The sequence below is a fragment of the Caballeronia glathei genome, from assembly GCF_000698595.1.
GTDB lineage: Bacteria > Pseudomonadota > Gammaproteobacteria > Burkholderiales > Burkholderiaceae > Caballeronia > Caballeronia glathei.
In genome coordinates this window covers 37,297-53,583 of record NZ_JFHC01000059.1, presented here as the reverse complement: position 1 = coordinate 53,583, position 16,287 = coordinate 37,297, and the positions used below count along the sequence as shown (strand labels likewise).

18 protein-coding genes are annotated in these 16,287 nt (G+C 66.6%); 2 read left to right on the top strand and 16 right to left on the bottom strand.

The window, feature by feature from the left end; genetic code table 11:
* Nucleotides 1-141: 141 nt before the first annotated feature.
* The 14 genes from BG61_RS28745 to BG61_RS28680 all read right to left on the bottom strand — a co-directional run bounded on the left by BG61_RS28745 (nt 142) and on the right by BG61_RS28680 (nt 13,046).
* A complete protein-coding gene (locus BG61_RS28745; RefSeq protein ID WP_035934360.1) occupies nt 142-627 on the bottom strand; it encodes a DUF6496 domain-containing protein in 486 nt (161 codons plus the stop codon).
* A 95-nt stretch (nt 628-722) separates the two neighbouring features.
* Nucleotides 723-2,522, bottom strand: a complete 1,800-nt coding sequence (locus BG61_RS28740) for a VWA domain-containing protein (protein WP_232256255.1) — start codon at nt 2,520-2,522, stop codon at nt 723-725.
* Nucleotides 2,519-3,220 (bottom strand): TadE/TadG family type IV pilus assembly protein, encoded by a 702-nt coding sequence (locus BG61_RS28735; RefSeq protein ID WP_081868208.1) that lies wholly within the window; start codon nt 3,218-3,220, stop codon nt 2,519-2,521. Before BG61_RS28735 ends, BG61_RS28740 begins: the two co-directional genes overlap by 4 nt.
* The gene (locus BG61_RS28730; protein WP_129572179.1) at nt 3,217-3,708 is read right to left on the bottom strand and encodes a TadE/TadG family type IV pilus assembly protein; all 492 of its coding nucleotides are present in this window, start codon (nt 3,706-3,708) and stop codon (nt 3,217-3,219) included. Before BG61_RS28730 ends, BG61_RS28735 begins: the two co-directional genes overlap by 4 nt.
* Entirely contained in the window at nt 3,705-4,622 is a 918-nt protein-coding gene (locus BG61_RS28725; RefSeq protein ID WP_051672837.1) for a tetratricopeptide repeat protein, read from the bottom strand. Before BG61_RS28725 ends, BG61_RS28730 begins: the two co-directional genes overlap by 4 nt.
* 2 nt (nt 4,623-4,624) lie before the next feature.
* On the bottom strand, nt 4,625-5,587 hold the full coding sequence (locus BG61_RS28720) for a type II secretion system F family protein (RefSeq protein ID WP_035934339.1): 963 nt from the start codon (nt 5,585-5,587) through the stop codon (nt 4,625-4,627).
* Entirely contained in the window at nt 5,584-6,555 is a 972-nt protein-coding gene (locus tag BG61_RS28715; RefSeq protein WP_035934337.1) for a type II secretion system F family protein, read from the bottom strand. The genes BG61_RS28720 and BG61_RS28715 overlap by 4 nt, the downstream gene beginning before the upstream one ends.
* Nucleotides 6,552-7,970 carry a TadA family conjugal transfer-associated ATPase gene (locus BG61_RS28710; protein ID WP_035934335.1) on the bottom strand — a complete coding sequence of 473 codons (1,419 nt, stop codon included), beginning with the start codon at nt 7,968-7,970 and terminating at the stop codon, nt 6,552-6,554. The genes BG61_RS28715 and BG61_RS28710 overlap by 4 nt, the downstream gene beginning before the upstream one ends.
* Complete coding sequence (locus tag BG61_RS28705; protein WP_035934334.1) at nt 7,970-9,190, bottom strand: CpaE/TadZ family protein; 1,221 nt, start codon at nt 9,188-9,190, stop codon at nt 7,970-7,972. The genes BG61_RS28710 and BG61_RS28705 overlap by 1 nt, the downstream gene beginning before the upstream one ends.
* Nucleotides 9,191-9,215: 25 nt before the next feature.
* Complete coding sequence (locus BG61_RS28700) at nt 9,216-9,590, bottom strand: CpaD family pilus assembly lipoprotein (protein ID WP_035934332.1); 375 nt, start codon at nt 9,588-9,590, stop codon at nt 9,216-9,218.
* 10 nt (nt 9,591-9,600) lie between these two features.
* Entirely contained in the window at nt 9,601-10,968 is a 1,368-nt protein-coding gene (locus BG61_RS28695) for a type II and III secretion system protein family protein (protein WP_051672838.1), read from the bottom strand.
* A 330-nt stretch (nt 10,969-11,298) separates the two neighbouring features.
* Nucleotides 11,299-12,261, bottom strand: coding sequence for a Flp pilus assembly protein CpaB (cpaB, locus tag BG61_RS28690; protein ID WP_035934329.1), 963 nt, complete (start codon nt 12,259-12,261; stop codon nt 11,299-11,301).
* A gap of 12 nt (nt 12,262-12,273) precedes the next feature.
* Complete coding sequence (locus BG61_RS28685) at nt 12,274-12,783, bottom strand: A24 family peptidase (protein ID WP_035934349.1); 510 nt, start codon at nt 12,781-12,783, stop codon at nt 12,274-12,276.
* 80 nt (nt 12,784-12,863) lie between these two features.
* Nucleotides 12,864-13,046 carry a Flp family type IVb pilin gene (locus BG61_RS28680; protein ID WP_035934327.1) on the bottom strand — a complete coding sequence of 61 codons (183 nt, stop codon included), beginning with the start codon at nt 13,044-13,046 and terminating at the stop codon, nt 12,864-12,866.
* A gap of 614 nt (nt 13,047-13,660) precedes the next feature.
* Here BG61_RS28680 and BG61_RS28675 point away from each other — a divergent pair.
* Nucleotides 13,661-13,924, top strand: coding sequence for a PepSY domain-containing protein (locus BG61_RS28675; RefSeq protein WP_035934324.1), 264 nt, complete (start codon nt 13,661-13,663; stop codon nt 13,922-13,924).
* 49 nt (nt 13,925-13,973) lie between these two features.
* On the opposite strand, the gene BG61_RS28670 is transcribed toward BG61_RS28675, so the two are convergent.
* Complete coding sequence (locus BG61_RS28670; protein ID WP_035934321.1) at nt 13,974-14,399, bottom strand: low affinity iron permease family protein; 426 nt, start codon at nt 14,397-14,399, stop codon at nt 13,974-13,976.
* 43 nt (nt 14,400-14,442) lie between these two features.
* On the opposite strand from BG61_RS28670, the gene BG61_RS28665 reads away from it, so the two are divergent.
* Nucleotides 14,443-15,024, top strand: a complete 582-nt coding sequence (locus BG61_RS28665) for a DNA-3-methyladenine glycosylase (protein ID WP_035934347.1) — start codon at nt 14,443-14,445, stop codon at nt 15,022-15,024.
* 10 nt (nt 15,025-15,034) lie between these two features.
* Here BG61_RS28665 and BG61_RS28660 read toward each other — a convergent pair whose 3' ends face one another.
* Complete coding sequence (locus BG61_RS28660; protein ID WP_035934319.1) at nt 15,035-16,246, bottom strand: ABC transporter substrate-binding protein; 1,212 nt, start codon at nt 16,244-16,246, stop codon at nt 15,035-15,037.
* Nucleotides 16,247-16,287 lie beyond the last annotated feature (41 nt).

The following is a 16,287-nucleotide window of genomic DNA, read 5'->3' as shown; positions in this document are numbered from 1 at the left end:
GAGTTCACGATGCCGGTGGCGAAGTAAAACCGGCGGAACGAAGGGAAAAAAGCGGGCTGCGGCCCGCTTTTTTCATGCGCCGGCCGGCAAAAACTGCGCGATGCGCCGTCAGCGGCTCTTCAGAAGCTCCTCAGCGACTCGTCAGCGGCTTGCGTGGCGCGCGCTGGCCGCCTTGCGGCGCGTCGCCCAGCCCTTCTTCGCCGCGGCCGAGCGGTCCGCCGCCGAGCGCCGGCTCGCGCTCGCGTGCGACTGCCTCGAAAGCGCCGTGTGCGACGCAGCCTTTGTGCCCTCGCGCTTCAAAACCCGCGTGCTGACGGCCGAACGCTTGCTCTTCGACTCGGTGCTCGCGCTCTTTTTCGTCTTGTGCGCGCCGGCTGCTGCGTCCTTTGCCGCTTTCTTGCGCGTCGCTTCCGAAGTGGCGCCCTTCTTCGGCGCCTTCACGGCAACGCCCGAGCGGCGCGCCTCGGACAAGCCGATCGCGATCGCCTGCTTCGCGGACTTCGCGCCGTGCCTGCCCTCGCGGATATGGTCGATCTGCTCCTTCACGAACGCGCCCGCCTGCGTGCCCGGCGATTTGCCGGCGCGCTTCGCGGCTTCGGCGCGTTTGACGGTCTTCTTCTCTGGCATGGTCATTCTCCTTTCTCTAACGAGTGGACCCGCGCAAGAAAGGAAGCAACGCACGTTCCCAGGCCGCGTGAGCGGCCCGGCGCACGTCCGCACCGCTACTGCGTGAGCCGCAGCACGCCCAGATTCCCCGCGATCTGCTGGAAGATGTAGGTGAGCGTCGGGTTGTCGGGCGCGTGATAGTAGTTCCCCGGGCTCGCGCAGGCCTGCATCGCCTGGACGGAGTTGTCGGCGACGTCGCCGAACGTGATCGCGTAGATCGTCACGCCGGTGTTCTTGATCGCGGTGCACGCGCTCGTCTGGAACGAATTGATGTCGTCGACGGAATCCATCGTGGCGTTGGTGAGCGACGAGCCGTTCGGCCGGAACACCGTCGGCGCCGCGAGACTCTTCGTGCCGACGCCTGAGAGCCCGTTGAAGAACAGGTTGTTCTGCAGGTCGCCGGAGGAGCCGATCGAATTCTCGCCGTCCGTCAGCACGATCATCACGCGCTGCAGACCCTGCGTGATCTCGGGCCGCGGCAGGCTCGCATCGGTTGACACCCAGCCGCTCGACCCCGCGACGTTGACCGACCACGACGACGACAGCATGCGCCAGCCCCACAGGATGCCGAGCGGAATCAGCGTCGAGCCGCTCGCGTTCATCTGGTCGATGGCGGTGCTGAGCTTGCTCTTGTCCGTGGTGAGGAAGGTCACGGGCGTGGTCATGCAGCCGTCGTTCTGCCTGAGCGTCGTCGAGTCCGCCTTTTCGACCAGCTTGTTCCGGCTTACGGTCCACTTGACCTGCTCCCAGTCGGCGTAGATGCCGTTCGGCTGGGCGACGTAGCCGCAACGGTTCGTGTTGCCCGACTTGAGCGCGACGGGCACGCCGGAGGCCACGGTATCGACCGGCGCGACCTTGCAATCGACCGACGTCACCCACGAATGGATCTTCAGGCCCGTGGGCGGCACGTTATAGAAGTACGGCGTGAACTTGGGCCAATCCGTCGGCGCATAGGCTTTCGGATACAGGAAGCCGCCCGCGTCGCGCGGCTCCACGGGGCAGCCCGCCCATCCGTCGACGGTGCCCTGCTTCGTCATGCCGACGCCGGTTGAGTTGTAGGCGAACGACGGGTCCAGCCAGCCGCCGCCCGCCGGCAGCACGTTCTTCACGTTGACGGTGCTCGTGAACGGCACCATGCCGATGTAGCTGTCCGCGCCGCTTTGCGACAGGATCAGGTCGACGAGCGCATGCGCCGCCGTCTTGAGGCCGGCGATCTTGGTGTCGCCCTTCGCCGTCGCCTTGTCCGCCATCGATCCGGTGTTGTCCAGCACCATGACCAGTTCGAGCGTGCTCTTCGGGAGCCGCAGCGCGGAGTTGCTCGCCGTGATCGTCGTGGTGTCGGGCGTACCGCCGGGACTTGAACCGGAGCCGTCTCCCGACGTGCCCTTGCCGAAGATGAGCGGCGCGAGCAGCGGCATCGACCCGGATACGGACACCTTGATCGTCTGCCCGGCTGCCACGGTGCCGGTCACGGTCGCGTTGAAACTGGCGTCGGGCATCGTGAGCCGCATGAAGCCCTTGGGCATGTTCGCGTCGTAATAGGCGCGCACGTCCGCCTGCCACTGCGCGAGACTGCCGGGCTTCGTCAGGTCGTAATGCGAGAGGTTCGCGCCGCCAGCGAGCGCGGCGACGTCAGCGGCCATCTGCATGCGCGTCTGCGTCATGGCGTCGTCGATCACGTCGAGCGCCGTGCACATCGCGCCGACCATCAGACTCGCGCAGATCGCGAACATCATTGTGAGCGCGCCCTCGTCACCCTTCACGAGCGCAGCGACCGAGCGGTCCCGCCCCACTCTCGTGTCCGTATCCCGCGCCGCCGCGCCGGCGCGCCGCTTCCTCATCAGGCGGCCGATCATGATGCGCTGTCCAGTTCGAGCGTCGGCGTGTAGCGCGGACGCACGTAGACCCGCTGGTAGATCGTCTGCGTACCGGGCGCGCTGGCCCAGAACGGCGCCGTCATCGAGAACGGCGTGTACTGGTAGAAGACCTCCACGATCACCGCCGAATCGCCGTTGCGAAACGGCCAGGCCGCCGGCAGGATGTTGTTCGCCGTGACGAGCGAACGCATGTTGCCGTCCGTCCACGGCGCGCTGCGCTGCCACCAGATGCGCGGCGTGCCCGCCGCCATCGACTGCGGCGTCGCCGGCACGGCGCCGCACGGCTTGGTCGTCTGGTCGCAGACGGACGTGACGTACACGCCGCCCTTCGCCTGCAGATCGCTCGGCGCGGCGAGCAGCGCGGCCGCGTTCCATATCGCCGCGAGGCTGTTGGGCGTGGCGACGCTCGAGTTGTCGTCGATGACGCGGTTCATCTGTCCGATCGAGTCGGCAAGCGTGAACGCCGTATGCTCGACGACGCTCACCGCGCGCGAATACATATAGATCTCCGTGAACCCGAGCATGAGGAGGAGCATCACCGGCACGATGATCACGAATTCGACCGTGACGCTGCCGCGGTCCGAGCGCAGCAGCCGGCGCAGCTTCGCGCGAAGGCCGGACAGCCCCGCATGCCCGGTATTCCCCGCAAACCGCAGTCTTTCAGGCGCGCTTTTCATTTTTCGTTCTGCACGATGTAGTTGCGTTGAAACGTGAGCGTCTTCACGCCGAAGAGCTGCGGGATGCCGGAGAAGCCGGGCACGGTCACGGTGATGTTGTACGACACGACATCGCCGAAGCCGCCCATGTTCGCCTGATAGGTCGAGCCCCCGACGTTTCCGTAAGTGCCGTAGTTGAGCGTGGTGATGTTGACGGTCCCGCCGATGTTCTGCCAGCCGCCGAGAATGTTCATGACGGTCCGTTTCGCGGCGTCGGCGCGCGTGCCCGTCGAGGGATCGGTGGTGGTCAGTCCCGCGCGCGACGCCGCCTGCGCCGCGATCTGCACCGATCCGTCGACGATCATGTCGAGCGCAAGCTCGACAGTGCCGAGCATCAGGATGAACACCACGGGCGCGACGAGCGCGAATTCGATCGCCGTCGCGCCGCGGTTCTCGCGGACCAGTCGCGCAACGAAGCGGGGGAGCCGGCGCGCGAGCATGCCCGTCATCGCAGACTCACGGCCTGGACCTGCGCGCCCGGCACCGCGGCCGCTTTCACGGCGGGCGCCGCGGCCCGCGCCGGAGCCGGAACCATCGCGACATCTCCGGCCCCCGGCTGGGCCAGGCGTGCGCGCTGGATCTCGTAGTAGCGCAGGTTGTCCTTCACCGACGCCTTGGGCAAATCGCGCGCGAGGATTTCCGCGGCCGCTTCCGTGTTGCCGAGCAGGCCGTAAGCGAGCGCGAGATTCTGGCGTGCCTGCGGCGGCGCGGCGGGAAAGCGCGTGACGTCGAGCAGCACGTTCGCGCCCTCGCGCGGATTGCCGCCGAGGATCAGCGACAAGCCGAGGTTCACGCAAAGGAGCGGATCGCCGGGATTGGTCTTCAGCGCCTGGCGCAGCGCGGCCTGCGCGCCCGCGTGATCGCCCTTCAGGTCGAGTGCGGCGCCGAGTCCCGCCGACGCGAGCGGATCGTTCGGCGTGAGCGCAAGGACGCGCCGATAGGTGGCGATCGCGTCGTCGAAGCGGCGCTGATGGATCGCGACGCGCGCGATGCCGATGAGCGGTGCGGTCGCGTTCGGCTCGATCGCGCTTGCCTTCTGGTAGTAGACGCCCGCGCGCGTGAAATCGCCGACAGCGTAAAGCGTATTGCCGAGCCCCGTCAGGCCGGGCACCGATTTCGGGTCGGCCTGCACGCTCTTTTCGTACAGCGTGGTCGCGAGTTCGACGTTGCCCGAGTCGAGCGCCGTGTCCGCGATGCGCAGCTCGCTCATCGCGCTCGGTGCGGAATTGCGCATCACGGGCCGCGTCTCGGACACCTGCCGCGTCGTGGTCGTGCAGCCGGCGGCCGCGGCGAGGAGCGACACGGCGCAGCCCGTCAGGGCGATCCGCCGGGCTTGATGGAGGAATGCGTCAGCTGGTTTCATGTTCATTGCTTCGCGACGAAGGCGAGAAGTTGGATGACGGCCGGGCCGGCTGCGATCGCGACGATCGCGGGAAGAATGAAGAGCATCATCGGCACGACCATCTTCGGGGCGAGCTTGGCGGCCTTTTCCTCGAGCGAGACGATGTGCGCGACGCGCTCCGTGCGCGACAGCGTGCGCAGCGCCTGTGTGATCGGCGTGCCGTACCGCATCGACTGCGTGAGCGTCGAAATGAGCGCCCGAATGGACGGCAGGTCGATGCGCTCGGCCAGGCCGTGCAGTGCGCGCGTGCTGTCGCCGGAGAGCTTCAGCTCGTCGGCGGTGAGCGAAAACTCGTCGGAGAGCGGCGGGCAGATCGTCTTCAGCTCATCGGCGACGCGCCGGATGCTCACGCCGAGGCTGTTGCCCGCGTTGGTGCAGATCACGAGCAGATCGAGCGCGTCGGGCAGGCACGCCGCCATCGCGCGGCGGCGGCGCGCCGCGCGAAACGCGACCACGTACTCGGGAAGGATCATGCCCACCACGAAGACCATCAGCATCGCGATGCCGCGGCCGGCCGGATACGCGCCGATCATCGGGATATGCGAGCCCATCATGACCGTGAGCGCCGCGCAGATCAGGCCGACGCAGAACTTCGCCGCGAGCAGGATCGACACCGCGAGGTTGCTACGGTAGCCGCTGCGAACCATTTCCTTCTTAAGCTTCATGCGGTACTTGGTATCGAAGAGCGGAATCTTGTCGCCGATCTTCGCGAGACGCAGCAGGAGGCGCGTGCGAAAGCCCGCGTCGTCGTCCGCGTCCTCGGCGGCCGACCTGTCGATGCGGTGCGTCTGCGCCGCCATGCGCGCGCGCTCCGCGATGCGTCCGCGCCGCCCGCCGTGCTTGGTCGCCCACCAGACCGCCAGCGCCGCGAACAGCGCGAACAGCATGAGCAGATTGATGAGCGTCTGAACGTTGGCGGGCGTCATCGCGAGGTATCGAGCTTGGACATCTTGCTGATCACGAGCACGCCCATCACGATCGAAATCCCGCCGAACGTGAGCAGCTTCCTGCCTGCCTCGGTGTTGAACAGCACCATCAGATAGTCGCGGTTCAGCATGTACATCGACAGCATGATGACAACCGGGATCGCCGCGAGAATCTTCGTCGTGATGCGCGCTTCGCCGGTCAGCGCACGGGTCTTCGAGCGGATTTCACGCCGCGTGCGCACGATGCCCGAGAGGTTCTCCAGCGTTTCGCCGAGCTGGCCGCCCGTCTCCCGCTGCAGGAGCAGGCACACGCAGAAGAACGAGAAGTCCGCGATCTCGATGCGCCGCATCGCGACCGACAGCACCTCCTCCAGATCGAGGCCCACCTGCAGCGAGTCGCTCATCAGCCTGAATTCGGTGCGCAACGGCTCGGGACACTCGCTCGCCGCCGAACCGATCACGTGCGTGACCGGCACGCCCGCACGCACCGCGCGCACGATGAGGTCGATCACGTCGGGGAAGCCGTCGAGAAAGCGCTTGCGAAAACGCTCCACGAGAAAGCGGTACGCCTGCATGAGCGCGATCACCGGCAGGCCGAACAAGAGGAGCGGCGTCGCGAAGGCGGGCAGCGGCATGAAGTGCGTCATCAGGAACGCGACGATCTCGCCCGCCGCCGCCGCGCCGATCACGATGCGCAGCCCGCTCTTGCCCGCCACCGTGCGCAGCCGCGAGATCTTCGGCCCGAACCACAGGCTGATGGCGCTGTCGTGCCTGTTCACGCGAAAGAGGTCGAGGTCCTGCTTGCGGCTTTCCTTGCGCACGCCCTGCACCCCGAAGGATTGCTGCATGCGCGTCCTGACGCGTGCTTGCGGCTGGTTGTTGCGCATGTCCTGCAAGGTCAGGACCATCACGCCGACCACCAGCACGCAGACGAACGAGCAGAAGGTGACGAGGTTCACGAGGTTCATGGCTTCATCGCCTCCAGAAGCGCGTCCTCGAGCCCGTAGTACGCGGCGCGCGCCGCGAAGGCGGGACGAACGGCAGCGCATTCGAACACGCCCTTCACTTCCTCACTGTACGCGCTCGCGTCGTAGCGGAAGGTGAAGAGGTCCTGCGTGATGATGACCTCGCCCTCCATGCCCGCGAGTTCGGTGATGCGCGTCACGCGGCGCATGCCGTCGCGCATCCGCTCGATCTGCACGATCAGATGCACGGCGCTCGCGATCTGCCGGCGAATGGACAGCAGCGGCAGGTTGCCGTTCGCCATCATCACCATGCTTTCGAGCCGCGTGATGCCGTCGCGCGGCGTGTTCGCGTGGATGGTGGTCATCGAGCCGTCGTGGCCCGTGTTCATTGCCTGCAGCACGTCGAACGCCTCGGCGCCGCGCGTCTCGCCGAGAATGATGCGATCGGGCCGCATCCGCAGCGCATTGCGCACGAGGTCGCGCTGCGCCACGCCGCCCAGGCCCTCGGCGTTTTCGGGCCGCGTCTCCAGGCTGACCACGTGAGGCTGCACGAGCTGTAGCTCGGCGGCGTCCTCGATCGTGATGGTGCGCTCGCCGAGCCCGATGAAATGCGACAGCGCGTTGAGCAGCGTCGTCTTGCCCGAGCCGGTGCCGCCCGACACGATGACGTTCAGACGGCACGTGCTCGCGAGCTTGAGCACGTTCGCCATCGCGTGGGACATGTTGCCCTGCTGCGCCATCCGGTGCAGCGTGATGTTGCGCTTCGAAAACTTGCGGATGGAGATCGCCGCGCCGTGAATGGCGAGCGGCGGCAGCACGACGTTCACGCGGCTGCCGTCGGCCAGCCGCGCATCGACCATCGGGCTGCTTTCGTCGACGCGCCGCCCCACCCCTGCCGCGATGCGCTGCGCGACGTTGATCACGTGCGTGTTGTCGCGGAACTTGTAGGGCGTGAGTTCGAGCCGGCCGTGCCGCTCGACGTAGACCTGGTCGGGACCGTTCACGAGCACGTCGGTGATCGTTTCGTCGGCGAGAAGCGGCTCGATCGGGCCGAGGCCGAACATGTCGTTCAGCAGCTCGCCGACGATCTGCCCCTGCTCCGCGAGCGTGATGTTCAGGCGCTCACGCTCGGCGATTTCCAGCACGAGCTGCTCGACGCCCGGCTTCATCTGCTCGCGCGTCTTGCCGACCGCCGCCGACGCGTTCATCGCGGCGAACACGCCGTTGCGGATGAGCTTGAACAGGTCGGAGCGCACCAGCGTCTCGTTGCCTTCGGGGCTCTGCGCGCGCGGCGTGGCGGCGGCAGGCGCCGCGGCGATCGCGACGACCGGAGCGAGCGCCGTGGCCGCGTCCGCGGTGCTTCCGGCGGATTCGTCGACGTCGTCCGCGGGCCGGATAACCTGTTTCTGCCCGAACATCAGCGCCTCCTCAACCTGAGCTTCTGAAGGAACGTGCGCTCGGCGGCCGAATGCTGGCCGGTGAGGTCGCTGGCGATGCGCGCCACGGCCTGATTGAAGCCGTTCGGCGCCTTTTCCTTGGGCGCCTCGCCGAGGTTCTCGGCCATCGAGATCGCCTTCGGCTCGAACTGCACCTCGTGCAGCACGCTTCGGCCGACCGCCGCCATGAAATCCTCCGTCTGCACCTTGCCGGCGGAGGCGGCGTTCGGATTGTTCAGCAGCACCGAAGTGGGCGGCGTGTTGTCGCGATCCTCGATGAAGCGCAGGAGGCGGATCGTTTCGCGCGTCGAATGCACGGAGCGGTCGACGACGAGATAGACCCGCGACGCATGATTGAACGCCTCCTGCGCGAGCGCGTGATTCGGGTTGCCGATGTCGAGGATCACGTAGTGAAAGCTGTCGCACAGGAGCTCGATCACGCGCGGCAGCGCACCCGGCTCGAACTCCCGCTCGGTGCCGTAGTCGAGGTCGGCCGACAGCACGAAGAGCCGGCTGCCCTTCGCGACGAGCGTGCGCTCCACGTACTGCGGATCGAGGCGGCGCACGTTCTGCAGCACGTCGGTCAGGCCGTTGTTGCTCTGGATCCCGAGCATGCTGTTCGCCGCGCCGCCGCACAGGTTGAGGTCCACGTAGGCCACCCGCCGGTGCGTGTCCTCGGCGAGATGGCGCGCGAGATTCAGCGCGAGCGTCGTCACGCCGACGCCGCCGCGCGAGCCCGCGAACGCGATCGTCTTGCCCGCGCGCGCGAGCGTCACGGGGCTTACCTTGCCCTCGGACACGTTCACCGTGCGCTTGAGCAGCTCGACGGTCAGCGGCTTGACGAGATAGTCGCGCACGCCGATCTTCAAGAGGCTGCGAAAGAGGCCCACGTCGTTGCGCTCGCCGAGCGCGACCACCTGCACCGACGGCTCGCACACTTCCGCGAGCCGGCCGAGATCCGACAGCGGCATCACCGACCCTTGCAGGTCGACGAGCAGAAAGAGCGGCGAGCGCTCGATCTTCGACAGGTACGCGATCGCGTCGTCGATCCCGCCGACCGCGATGTGGACGTGCGGCATCGCCTGCTCGAGCACGAAGCTCTTGAGCACCTGCTCGGTCTTGCGATCGGCGACGAACGCGATGAAATCCGCGACCCGCACGCCGCTCTTGGCTTTCAGGAAACTGAACTCTGTCGTGCTCATGATGTTCTGCGGTGAGGGTGGCGCGTCACTTGGAATCGCGCGACGTCGACGTGTCGAGACGGGTCACGCGGCCGGTCTCGTAGCGGCGCACGGCGCTCGCGGCCACCGCCGCGTCGGCCGGGCCGAGCGTCTGGGGCGCAACGGCATCCTGCGGCCGCGCGAGCTGCGCCGCGAGATTCGTATAGGTCGCGCAGCCCCATTCCATGCTCGGACGCCGCCAGCCCGCATCGGTCAGCACAGCGGGCCGCGAGAGCGACGCGCAGTCCGGCGGCAGCGCGTTGCGCCCGTCGAAGCCGATGACCGACTCGTTGGGCATGTTGCGCGGCGGCTTGATGCAGCCGCTCACGCCCGCCGCGGCGGCGCACAGCAGAAGGAGCGAGGCGAATCTTGCGTAGTTCATGGCGGGGCGCTCAATAGACGTATCCGGCCGCGCCGACGAGGCGCGGTTGCCCAGGCGGCGGCTCGTCGCCGGCCCGCTGCCTGAAGCTGTACTCGACATCGCTGCTCGGCGAGACGAGCGACTCGAGCGGCGAGCGCAGCTTCGCGGGATCGGTCGGCTCGACGAGGTACGGCGTCACCATGATGACCAGCTCGGTCTTGTTGTTCTGGTAGTTCGACGACGAGAACAGCTTGCCCAGGATCGGAATGGAGCCGACACCCGGCACCTGCGAAATGATGTCGGTGGTATTGCTCTGCAACAACCCGCCGATCGCGAAGCTCTGGCCGCTCGCGAGTTCCACGGTCGTATCCGCGCGGCGCACGGAGAGGCCGGGCACCGTGATGCCGCCGGTCGTCACGCTCGCGCTGGGGTCGATCTGGCTCACTTCCGGGCGCACCTTGAGGCTGATGCGCCGCTCGTTCAGCACGGTCGGCGTGAAGTCGAGCTTGACGCCGAACTGCTTGAACTCGACGGAGATCGCGCCGTTGGTCTGCGACACCGGGATCGGAAACTCGCCGCCCGCGAGGAAGCTCGCCGTCTCGCCCGAGAGCGCCACGAGATTCGGCTCCGCCAGCACGGTGAGCAGGCCCTCCTGGTTCAGCGCGTCGACGAGCACGCGGATGTCCGTGTTGCCGGTCTTGAACGCGCCGAGGATCGAATAGGCATTGTTGGTCGGCAGGTTCACCGGGAACGTCACGCCGCCCGAGCCGTTGGGAATCGGCTGGTTGAGGTTGTAGATCGGCCGGCCGCTGAAGACGCCGCCGAAGAAGTTGCCGGCCACATTGCCCAGCGCCTGCCAGTTGATGCCGAGCTGCTGCGTGACGTTGCGGTCCACCTCCGTGATGCGCACGCGCAGTTGCACCTGAAGCGGCCGGTCGATCGTCATGCGGTTGATCAGCACTTCCTTGTCCGCGAGATAGGGGGTGACGGCCTGCACGATCGCGTCGGCGTCGGCCGGATTGGGCACCTGCCCCGTCAGCAGCAGCGACCCCTGGCCGGTGCCGACCTGCACGTTCAGATTGGGAAAGCGGGCGGAGACGAGGTTGCGCAGCGACACCATGTCGCGCGTGACGACCACCGTGCGCTGAAGCAGCGTCTTGTTGTTCGCCCCGAGCACGTAGAGCGTCGTCGTTCCGGTCTTCTTGCCGAGCACGAACACGGCCTTCGGCGACGGCACCTGCACGTCGGCAATGACCGGGTCCGCGACGAACACCGACCGCGCGTCCTCGCCCAGATGCAGCATCGTGCCCTTGCCTGCGTCGAGCGACAGCGGGCCCTGCGCGTTCACCGGCATGGCGGCCGGGATCGCGGCGGGCGCGACTCCGGGCCTGGCGGCCATGCGCGCCTGCGCAAGTTGCAATTGCGCGAGTTGCAATTGCGCGGCTTGCGTGGCTTGCGTAGCCTTCGCGGCGTGTGCGGATTGCGCCGCCACGGGCGGCTTGCGTCCCGGCGACGGCGCAGGCGCGGCGGCGTGCGCGGCCTTGCTCGCGGCGTGCGGCTTCGCGGCGCCCGCAGGCGCCGCCGCCGCGTATGCGCCGGCGGCGAGCATCACCCCCGCGCACGCCGCCGCAAGCGCGATGAGCCTCGCTGCGCTGCAACTCGAATGGAACTGCGTTTTCATGACTTTCGATCCTGGCGATTTCAAGCTACGTCCACCGTCTGCACGGCATCAGCGCTGGGAAGGGACGCTTGGCAGCGGCGGCACGATGTCGCCCGCGGCGGCGCTCACCTGCGCGGAGCCCGACGACGTATCGCTCTTTTCAGAGCCGCGGTAGATGGTCACCGTGCGCGGCACCAGCGGCACAGGGGCGGACGTGCTCGCATGCGGCGTGCGCTGTCGCGGCAGATCGCGCACGGCGCGCGAGATATCGCCGGCCCAGATCGGCGCATGCTCGGACGACGATGCCGCGCTCGCCGCGGATGCGGCCGGCTCGCGCGTGACCGTCGCGAAACTGCGCAACGCGAGCGACAGGCTGCCGAGCCGCGCCGCGACCGCGACCACCTCGCCCATGCGCGGCGTCACTTCGAGCGTGACCGTGCGCACGCGGGTGACGGCTTCGGGGGTATCGCCGTTGTTCTTCGGGCGCCGGATCTCCGAGCCGACCGCCAGCACGCGGACATGCTCGACCACCGTCTCGCTCGACACCGCGAGATCGGGCGAGTCGGTGCGGCGATCCATCTGCTGGGTCAGCAGCAGGTCGACATAGTCGCCCGGCTGGATCAGGCCGGCATTGCCGGACACGTCGTCCACGGCGACCGATACCGCGCGCATCTCCGGCTTGAGCGAGGCCGCGAGAAAGCCCGGCGCGCTCGGCAGGATGACGTCGTCGGCGACGAGCACCGCCCCGCTTGCGACCGGATGGCGCAGCAGCGCGCCCTTCAGGTCGGGTGCGTTCGGCGCGCCGGAGACGATGGCGTTCGGCGGCACCTCCGCGACCGGGATCTGCTTCCAGGCGAGGTCGTCGTCGCGCAGCAGGAGGCCTTGCGGGAGGACGGCGGCGCTGACCTGGACTTTCTCGGTCGTGACGACGCGGTTTGCCGGACGCGAGGCGCTCGCGATCACGACGCGCACGATCAGGGCAATCAGGATCGCGCCTACGACGAGCACGGCAAATTTGATGATGTTGGACATGGAAGTGCCGTCCTATCGCGTCGATAACAGCGGCGAGAGCGCGGGCAGCACGATGACGAGACCGCCACCGAGCGCAAGCGCCACGCCATAAGGCACGCCGCGCGTGCCGGAAAACATCGCGAGCGCGCGCATCGGCTGGGAACGCTGCTCCGGCTTCATGTTCCGGGTGGCGAGGCTGATCAGGGACACCAGCGTCCCGATCACTGAAATCAGCGTTAAGGCCGGTATGGAAAGGCCGAGGCCCGCCCATAGAAAGATGACGGAGGCGAGCTTCGCGTCGCCTCCGCCCAGCATCCTTGCCGCGAACAGCGCGGCGCAGACGAGGAAGACGCCAAGTGCGAGCAGCAGGTGTGCGATGACACCGTCGATGGACATGCGCAGAATCAGCGCGTCCACGAAGAACAGCGTACCGATTGCCATGACGATCTTCGTCGGCAGACGCCGCGAGCGAACGTCGATGACCGCGAGCCATACCAGCGCGCACAGTACGACGAGACGAATGGCAAGAGACAGAAGCTGCACGATGGTCGCGTTATGAGAGCGGGAGGGTGGCGGGGAGATCGGCATGGGTGGATTGCGAATCTCCCTTGCCACAGCGGCTATTACGAGCCGTTCGCTGCGGTCGATACCTTCGTGAAGAGACCGGTGAACAGGTCCGCGAACCCGGTACTCAGGGTGCCGCCGAGCGCCGCCAGGGCAACGACGACGATGCCGGCCAGAACCGCGTACTCCATGGCGCTCACGCCGCGTTCATCGCGAACAAACGCTTTGAAAAGTTTGCGCATTTGATTATTCCTTTAGGGAGAAGGTAGGTGTGCACCCGACCCATACACGGGCCGAGTAAGACACATCCTATCGATTGTCGAAAGAAATAATCTCGCCAAATGAAGGCTGAATTGCCCTCAATTCTTCGTTTGAAGATGGCGGAAAGCCCCCGCTAATCGGCAGAAACCCGAAAAACTTTATAGAGAAGAATCATGCTTTTTCAAGCGGTCCGCCGGGCGGATCGCCGCGCCGGCCACAGCCGGCCCATCGCGGCGGGGCGCGACAAACGTTTGCGGATATCGAACGGAATCCGAACCAGCCGGCTCCTTGCTTCGTCGCTTTGTGCGTTGTATTTATCGCTTCGAAGGGCGCTTCGCATCTGGGGGGAAGCGCAGGGGGCCGGGCGGCCTGCCCGGATCGGTGTCTATCGATGCCGATCCGCCGCGGGCGCCACAAACTTTCACGGTCCACATTCTATCCCGCAAACGTGGGTCGATGGCAAGCCCGAACGTGCGGCCGGTCACGCATCGATGACCGGCGCGCATGAACGGTCCGCGCACGCTCATCCCAAAAAATGCGCCGGTGTCGCGCATGATAGATTGCTTCGTCATCCATGACTTGACGAGGAACCTGAATGTTGAGGAAGCAAATCTTCGCGGCGGGCGCATTGCTTGCATTCGCGGCCGGCCACGCAGCGATCGCTCATGACCAGCCCGGCACCCACTGGATTTCAAAGGAGGCCGCTATCGCCAGGGTAAAGGCGCTGGGCTATGACGCGGTGCGCCTCGAAGCCGACGACGGCAATTGGGAAGGCGAAGCCACGAAGGCCGGCCAGTTCTACGACATCCATGTCGATCCGCATTCCGGCGAACTGACGCAAAGCCGCCTGAAACACTGAGCACGCACCGCTTTCAGAGAACGCCCGCAGGCCTTGCCTGCGGGCGTCGCTACTTCTGCTCCCCCTCGTCCACCTTCGGCAGATCGACGTCCCGGTGCACATCGCTCAGGTCGGTGCGGGCCTGCTTCGCGAGCCGCTCATAGCGCTCGCGGAACCTGGCGAGATCCTTCTCGTCGAGTTCCTCCAGATCGAGCAGCGCGTTGTGCGCGTTGTCCACCGCCCGGATCAGTTCGTCGAGCTTGATCTGCATCGCGGCGGTATCGCGGTTCTGCGTGTTCTGGATGAGGAAGACCATCAGGAAGGTGACGATCGTGGTGGACGTGTTGATGACGAGCTGCCACGTATCGCTGAAATGAAAGAGCGGCCCGGAGATGCCCCACACCACCACGAGCCCGACCGCGACAACGAACGTGGATGCCCGGCCGGCCACCTGCGCGAGGGCATTCGAGAACTTGAGAAACCACGAAGTCTTCATGTCCGATCTCCTTGTTGTCGTCCCTGCGAGTCTAGCTAGAATGATGCCTGTGAACGCCCTGCCCTCCGAGATCGATTTCTCCGCCCCGTCCGAAGTCGTCGCGCGCCTCTTGATCGGCGCCGTGCTGACCGTCGACGGCGTCGGCGGCCGCATCGTCGAAACGGAAGCCTACGACCGCGAAGACCCGGCATCGCACACCTTTTCCGGGCCAACGCCACGCAACGCCGTCATGTTCGGGCCGCCCGGGCACGCGTATGTCTACCGGTCGTACGGCATTCACTGGTGCCTGAATTTCGTGTGCCGCGAGGCCGGGCACGGCGCCGGCGTCCTGATTCGCGCAATCGAGCCGCTCACCGGCATCGACGTGATGCGCGAGCGCCGCGGCCTGGAACCGGTGAAGCTGCTGTGCTCGGGGCCGGGGCGCCTGGGGCAGGCGCTCGGCATCACACACCGCAACAACGGCATGGCGCTGACGCAGCCGCCGTTTCAGGTCGAGGCGGCAGGCGAGGCATTCCCGATCGTGAGCGGGCCGCGCATCGGCATCACGAAGGCGATGGAAGTGCCGTGGCGCTTCGGGCTTGCCGGATCGAAGTTCGTCAGCAAGCCCTTTCCGAAAGCACAATGAAGGGTTTCGCCTAATCGGCAGGGCGCAGTTTCTTCACTTCGGCGTCCGGCGGCTGCACGCTCGCGCCGTCGATGTAGCGGAACGAGGTCATCACGCCCTTGCCATCTTTCAGCCCCGTCACGCCCACGTAGGCGCCCATCGTCGACTGGTTGTCCTGCACGCGGTACGTGATCGGGCCGAACGGCGTATCGACGGCAAGCCCCTTGAACGCGGCGGCGAGCTTGTCCGGATCGGTCGAGCCGGCTTTCTTCAGGCCGTTCGCGAGCGACATCATCGCGCTGTAGCCCACTACCGAGCCGAGCCGCGGATAGTCGTGATACTTCGCGCGATAGTCGGCGACGAACTTCTTGTTGGCGGGCGTATCGATGGAATACCACGGGTAGCCCGTCACGATCCAGCCGACCGGCGCCTCCGCGCCGAGCGGATCGAGGTAGTCGGGCTCCCCCGTCAGCAGCGACACGACCGCGCGGTCCTTGAAGAGCCCGCGCGTGTTGCCCTCGCGCACGAACTTGCCCAGGTCCGCGCTGAACAGCACGTTGAAGATCGCGTCGGGCTTCGCGTCGGCGAGAGCCTGCGTGACAGCGCCCGCATCGACGCTGCCAAGCGGCGTGGCCTGCTCCGCCACGAACTCCACGTCCGGCTGCGCCGCCTTCAGGAGACGCTTGAACGTCGCGGCCGCCGACTGGCCGTACTCGTAGTTCGGATAGACGAGCGCCCAGCGCTTCTTCTTCAGCTTCGCGGCCTCCGGCACGAGCATCGCCACCTGCATGTAGGTGGACGGGCGCAGGCGGTACGTGTACTTGTTGCCGTCCTGCCAGACGATCTTGTCGGTGAGCGGCTCGGCGGCGAGAAAGAAGATGCGGCGCTGCTTCGCATAGTCGGCGAGAGCGAGGCCGGTGTTCGACAGATAGCCGCCGAACAGGAGCTTCACCTGCTCGCGCGCGACGAGCTCCTGCGCCACGCGGATCGTGTCGCCGGGGTTTCCGTTGTCGTCGCGCGAGACGACTTCGAGCTTCCTGCCGTCGACGCCGCCGGCCGCGTTGATCTCGTCGAGTGCAAGGTTCCAGCCATTCTTGTACGGCCCGAGAAACGCGGGTTGCGCCTTGTAGCTGTTGATCTCGCCAATTTTGATCGTCTCGGCGTATACCGCGGATACGCCGGTTGCGGCGAACGTCGTGGTTGCGATTACCGTCAGGCGTAGGAGCGTTCCCGCACGCGTCATGAAAGTCTCTCCGGATGAATGCTCAAGAAAACAGGATTGTG

Bases quoted from the DNA above. Each gene is read 5' to 3' on its own strand.
- BG61_RS28745 (WP_035934360.1), bottom strand. From the start codon at position 627: ATGCCAGAGAAGAAGACCGTCAAACGCGCCGAAGCCGCGAAGCGCGCC.
- BG61_RS28740 (WP_232256255.1), bottom strand. From the start codon at position 2,522: ATGATCGGCCGCCTGATGAGGAAGCGGCGCGCCGGCGCGGCGGCGCGG.
- BG61_RS28735 (WP_081868208.1), bottom strand. From the start codon at position 3,220: ATGAAAAGCGCGCCTGAAAGACTGCGGTTTGCGGGGAATACCGGGCAT.
- BG61_RS28730 (WP_129572179.1), bottom strand. From the start codon at position 3,708: ATGACGGGCATGCTCGCGCGCCGGCTCCCCCGCTTCGTTGCGCGACTG.
- BG61_RS28725 (WP_051672837.1), bottom strand. From the start codon at position 4,622: ATGAAACCAGCTGACGCATTCCTCCATCAAGCCCGGCGGATCGCCCTG.
- BG61_RS28720 (WP_035934339.1), bottom strand. From the start codon at position 5,587: ATGACGCCCGCCAACGTTCAGACGCTCATCAATCTGCTCATGCTGTTC.
- BG61_RS28715 (WP_035934337.1), bottom strand. From the start codon at position 6,555: ATGAACCTCGTGAACCTCGTCACCTTCTGCTCGTTCGTCTGCGTGCTG.
- BG61_RS28710 (WP_035934335.1), bottom strand. From the start codon at position 7,970: ATGTTCGGGCAGAAACAGGTTATCCGGCCCGCGGACGACGTCGACGAA.
- BG61_RS28705 (WP_035934334.1), bottom strand. From the start codon at position 9,190: ATGAGCACGACAGAGTTCAGTTTCCTGAAAGCCAAGAGCGGCGTGCGG.
- BG61_RS28700 (WP_035934332.1), bottom strand. From the start codon at position 9,590: ATGAACTACGCAAGATTCGCCTCGCTCCTTCTGCTGTGCGCCGCCGCG.
- BG61_RS28695 (WP_051672838.1), bottom strand. From the start codon at position 10,968: ATGGCCGCCAGGCCCGGAGTCGCGCCCGCCGCGATCCCGGCCGCCATG.
- cpaB (WP_035934329.1), bottom strand. From the start codon at position 12,261: ATGTCCAACATCATCAAATTTGCCGTGCTCGTCGTAGGCGCGATCCTG.
- BG61_RS28680 (WP_035934327.1), bottom strand. From the start codon at position 13,046: ATGCGCAAACTTTTCAAAGCGTTTGTTCGCGATGAACGCGGCGTGAGC.
- BG61_RS28675 (WP_035934324.1), top strand. From the start codon at position 13,661: ATGTTGAGGAAGCAAATCTTCGCGGCGGGCGCATTGCTTGCATTCGCG.
- BG61_RS28670 (WP_035934321.1), bottom strand. From the start codon at position 14,399: ATGAAGACTTCGTGGTTTCTCAAGTTCTCGAATGCCCTCGCGCAGGTG.
- BG61_RS28665 (WP_035934347.1), top strand. From the start codon at position 14,443: ATGCCTGTGAACGCCCTGCCCTCCGAGATCGATTTCTCCGCCCCGTCC.
- BG61_RS28660 (WP_035934319.1), bottom strand. From the start codon at position 16,246: ATGACGCGTGCGGGAACGCTCCTACGCCTGACGGTAATCGCAACCACG.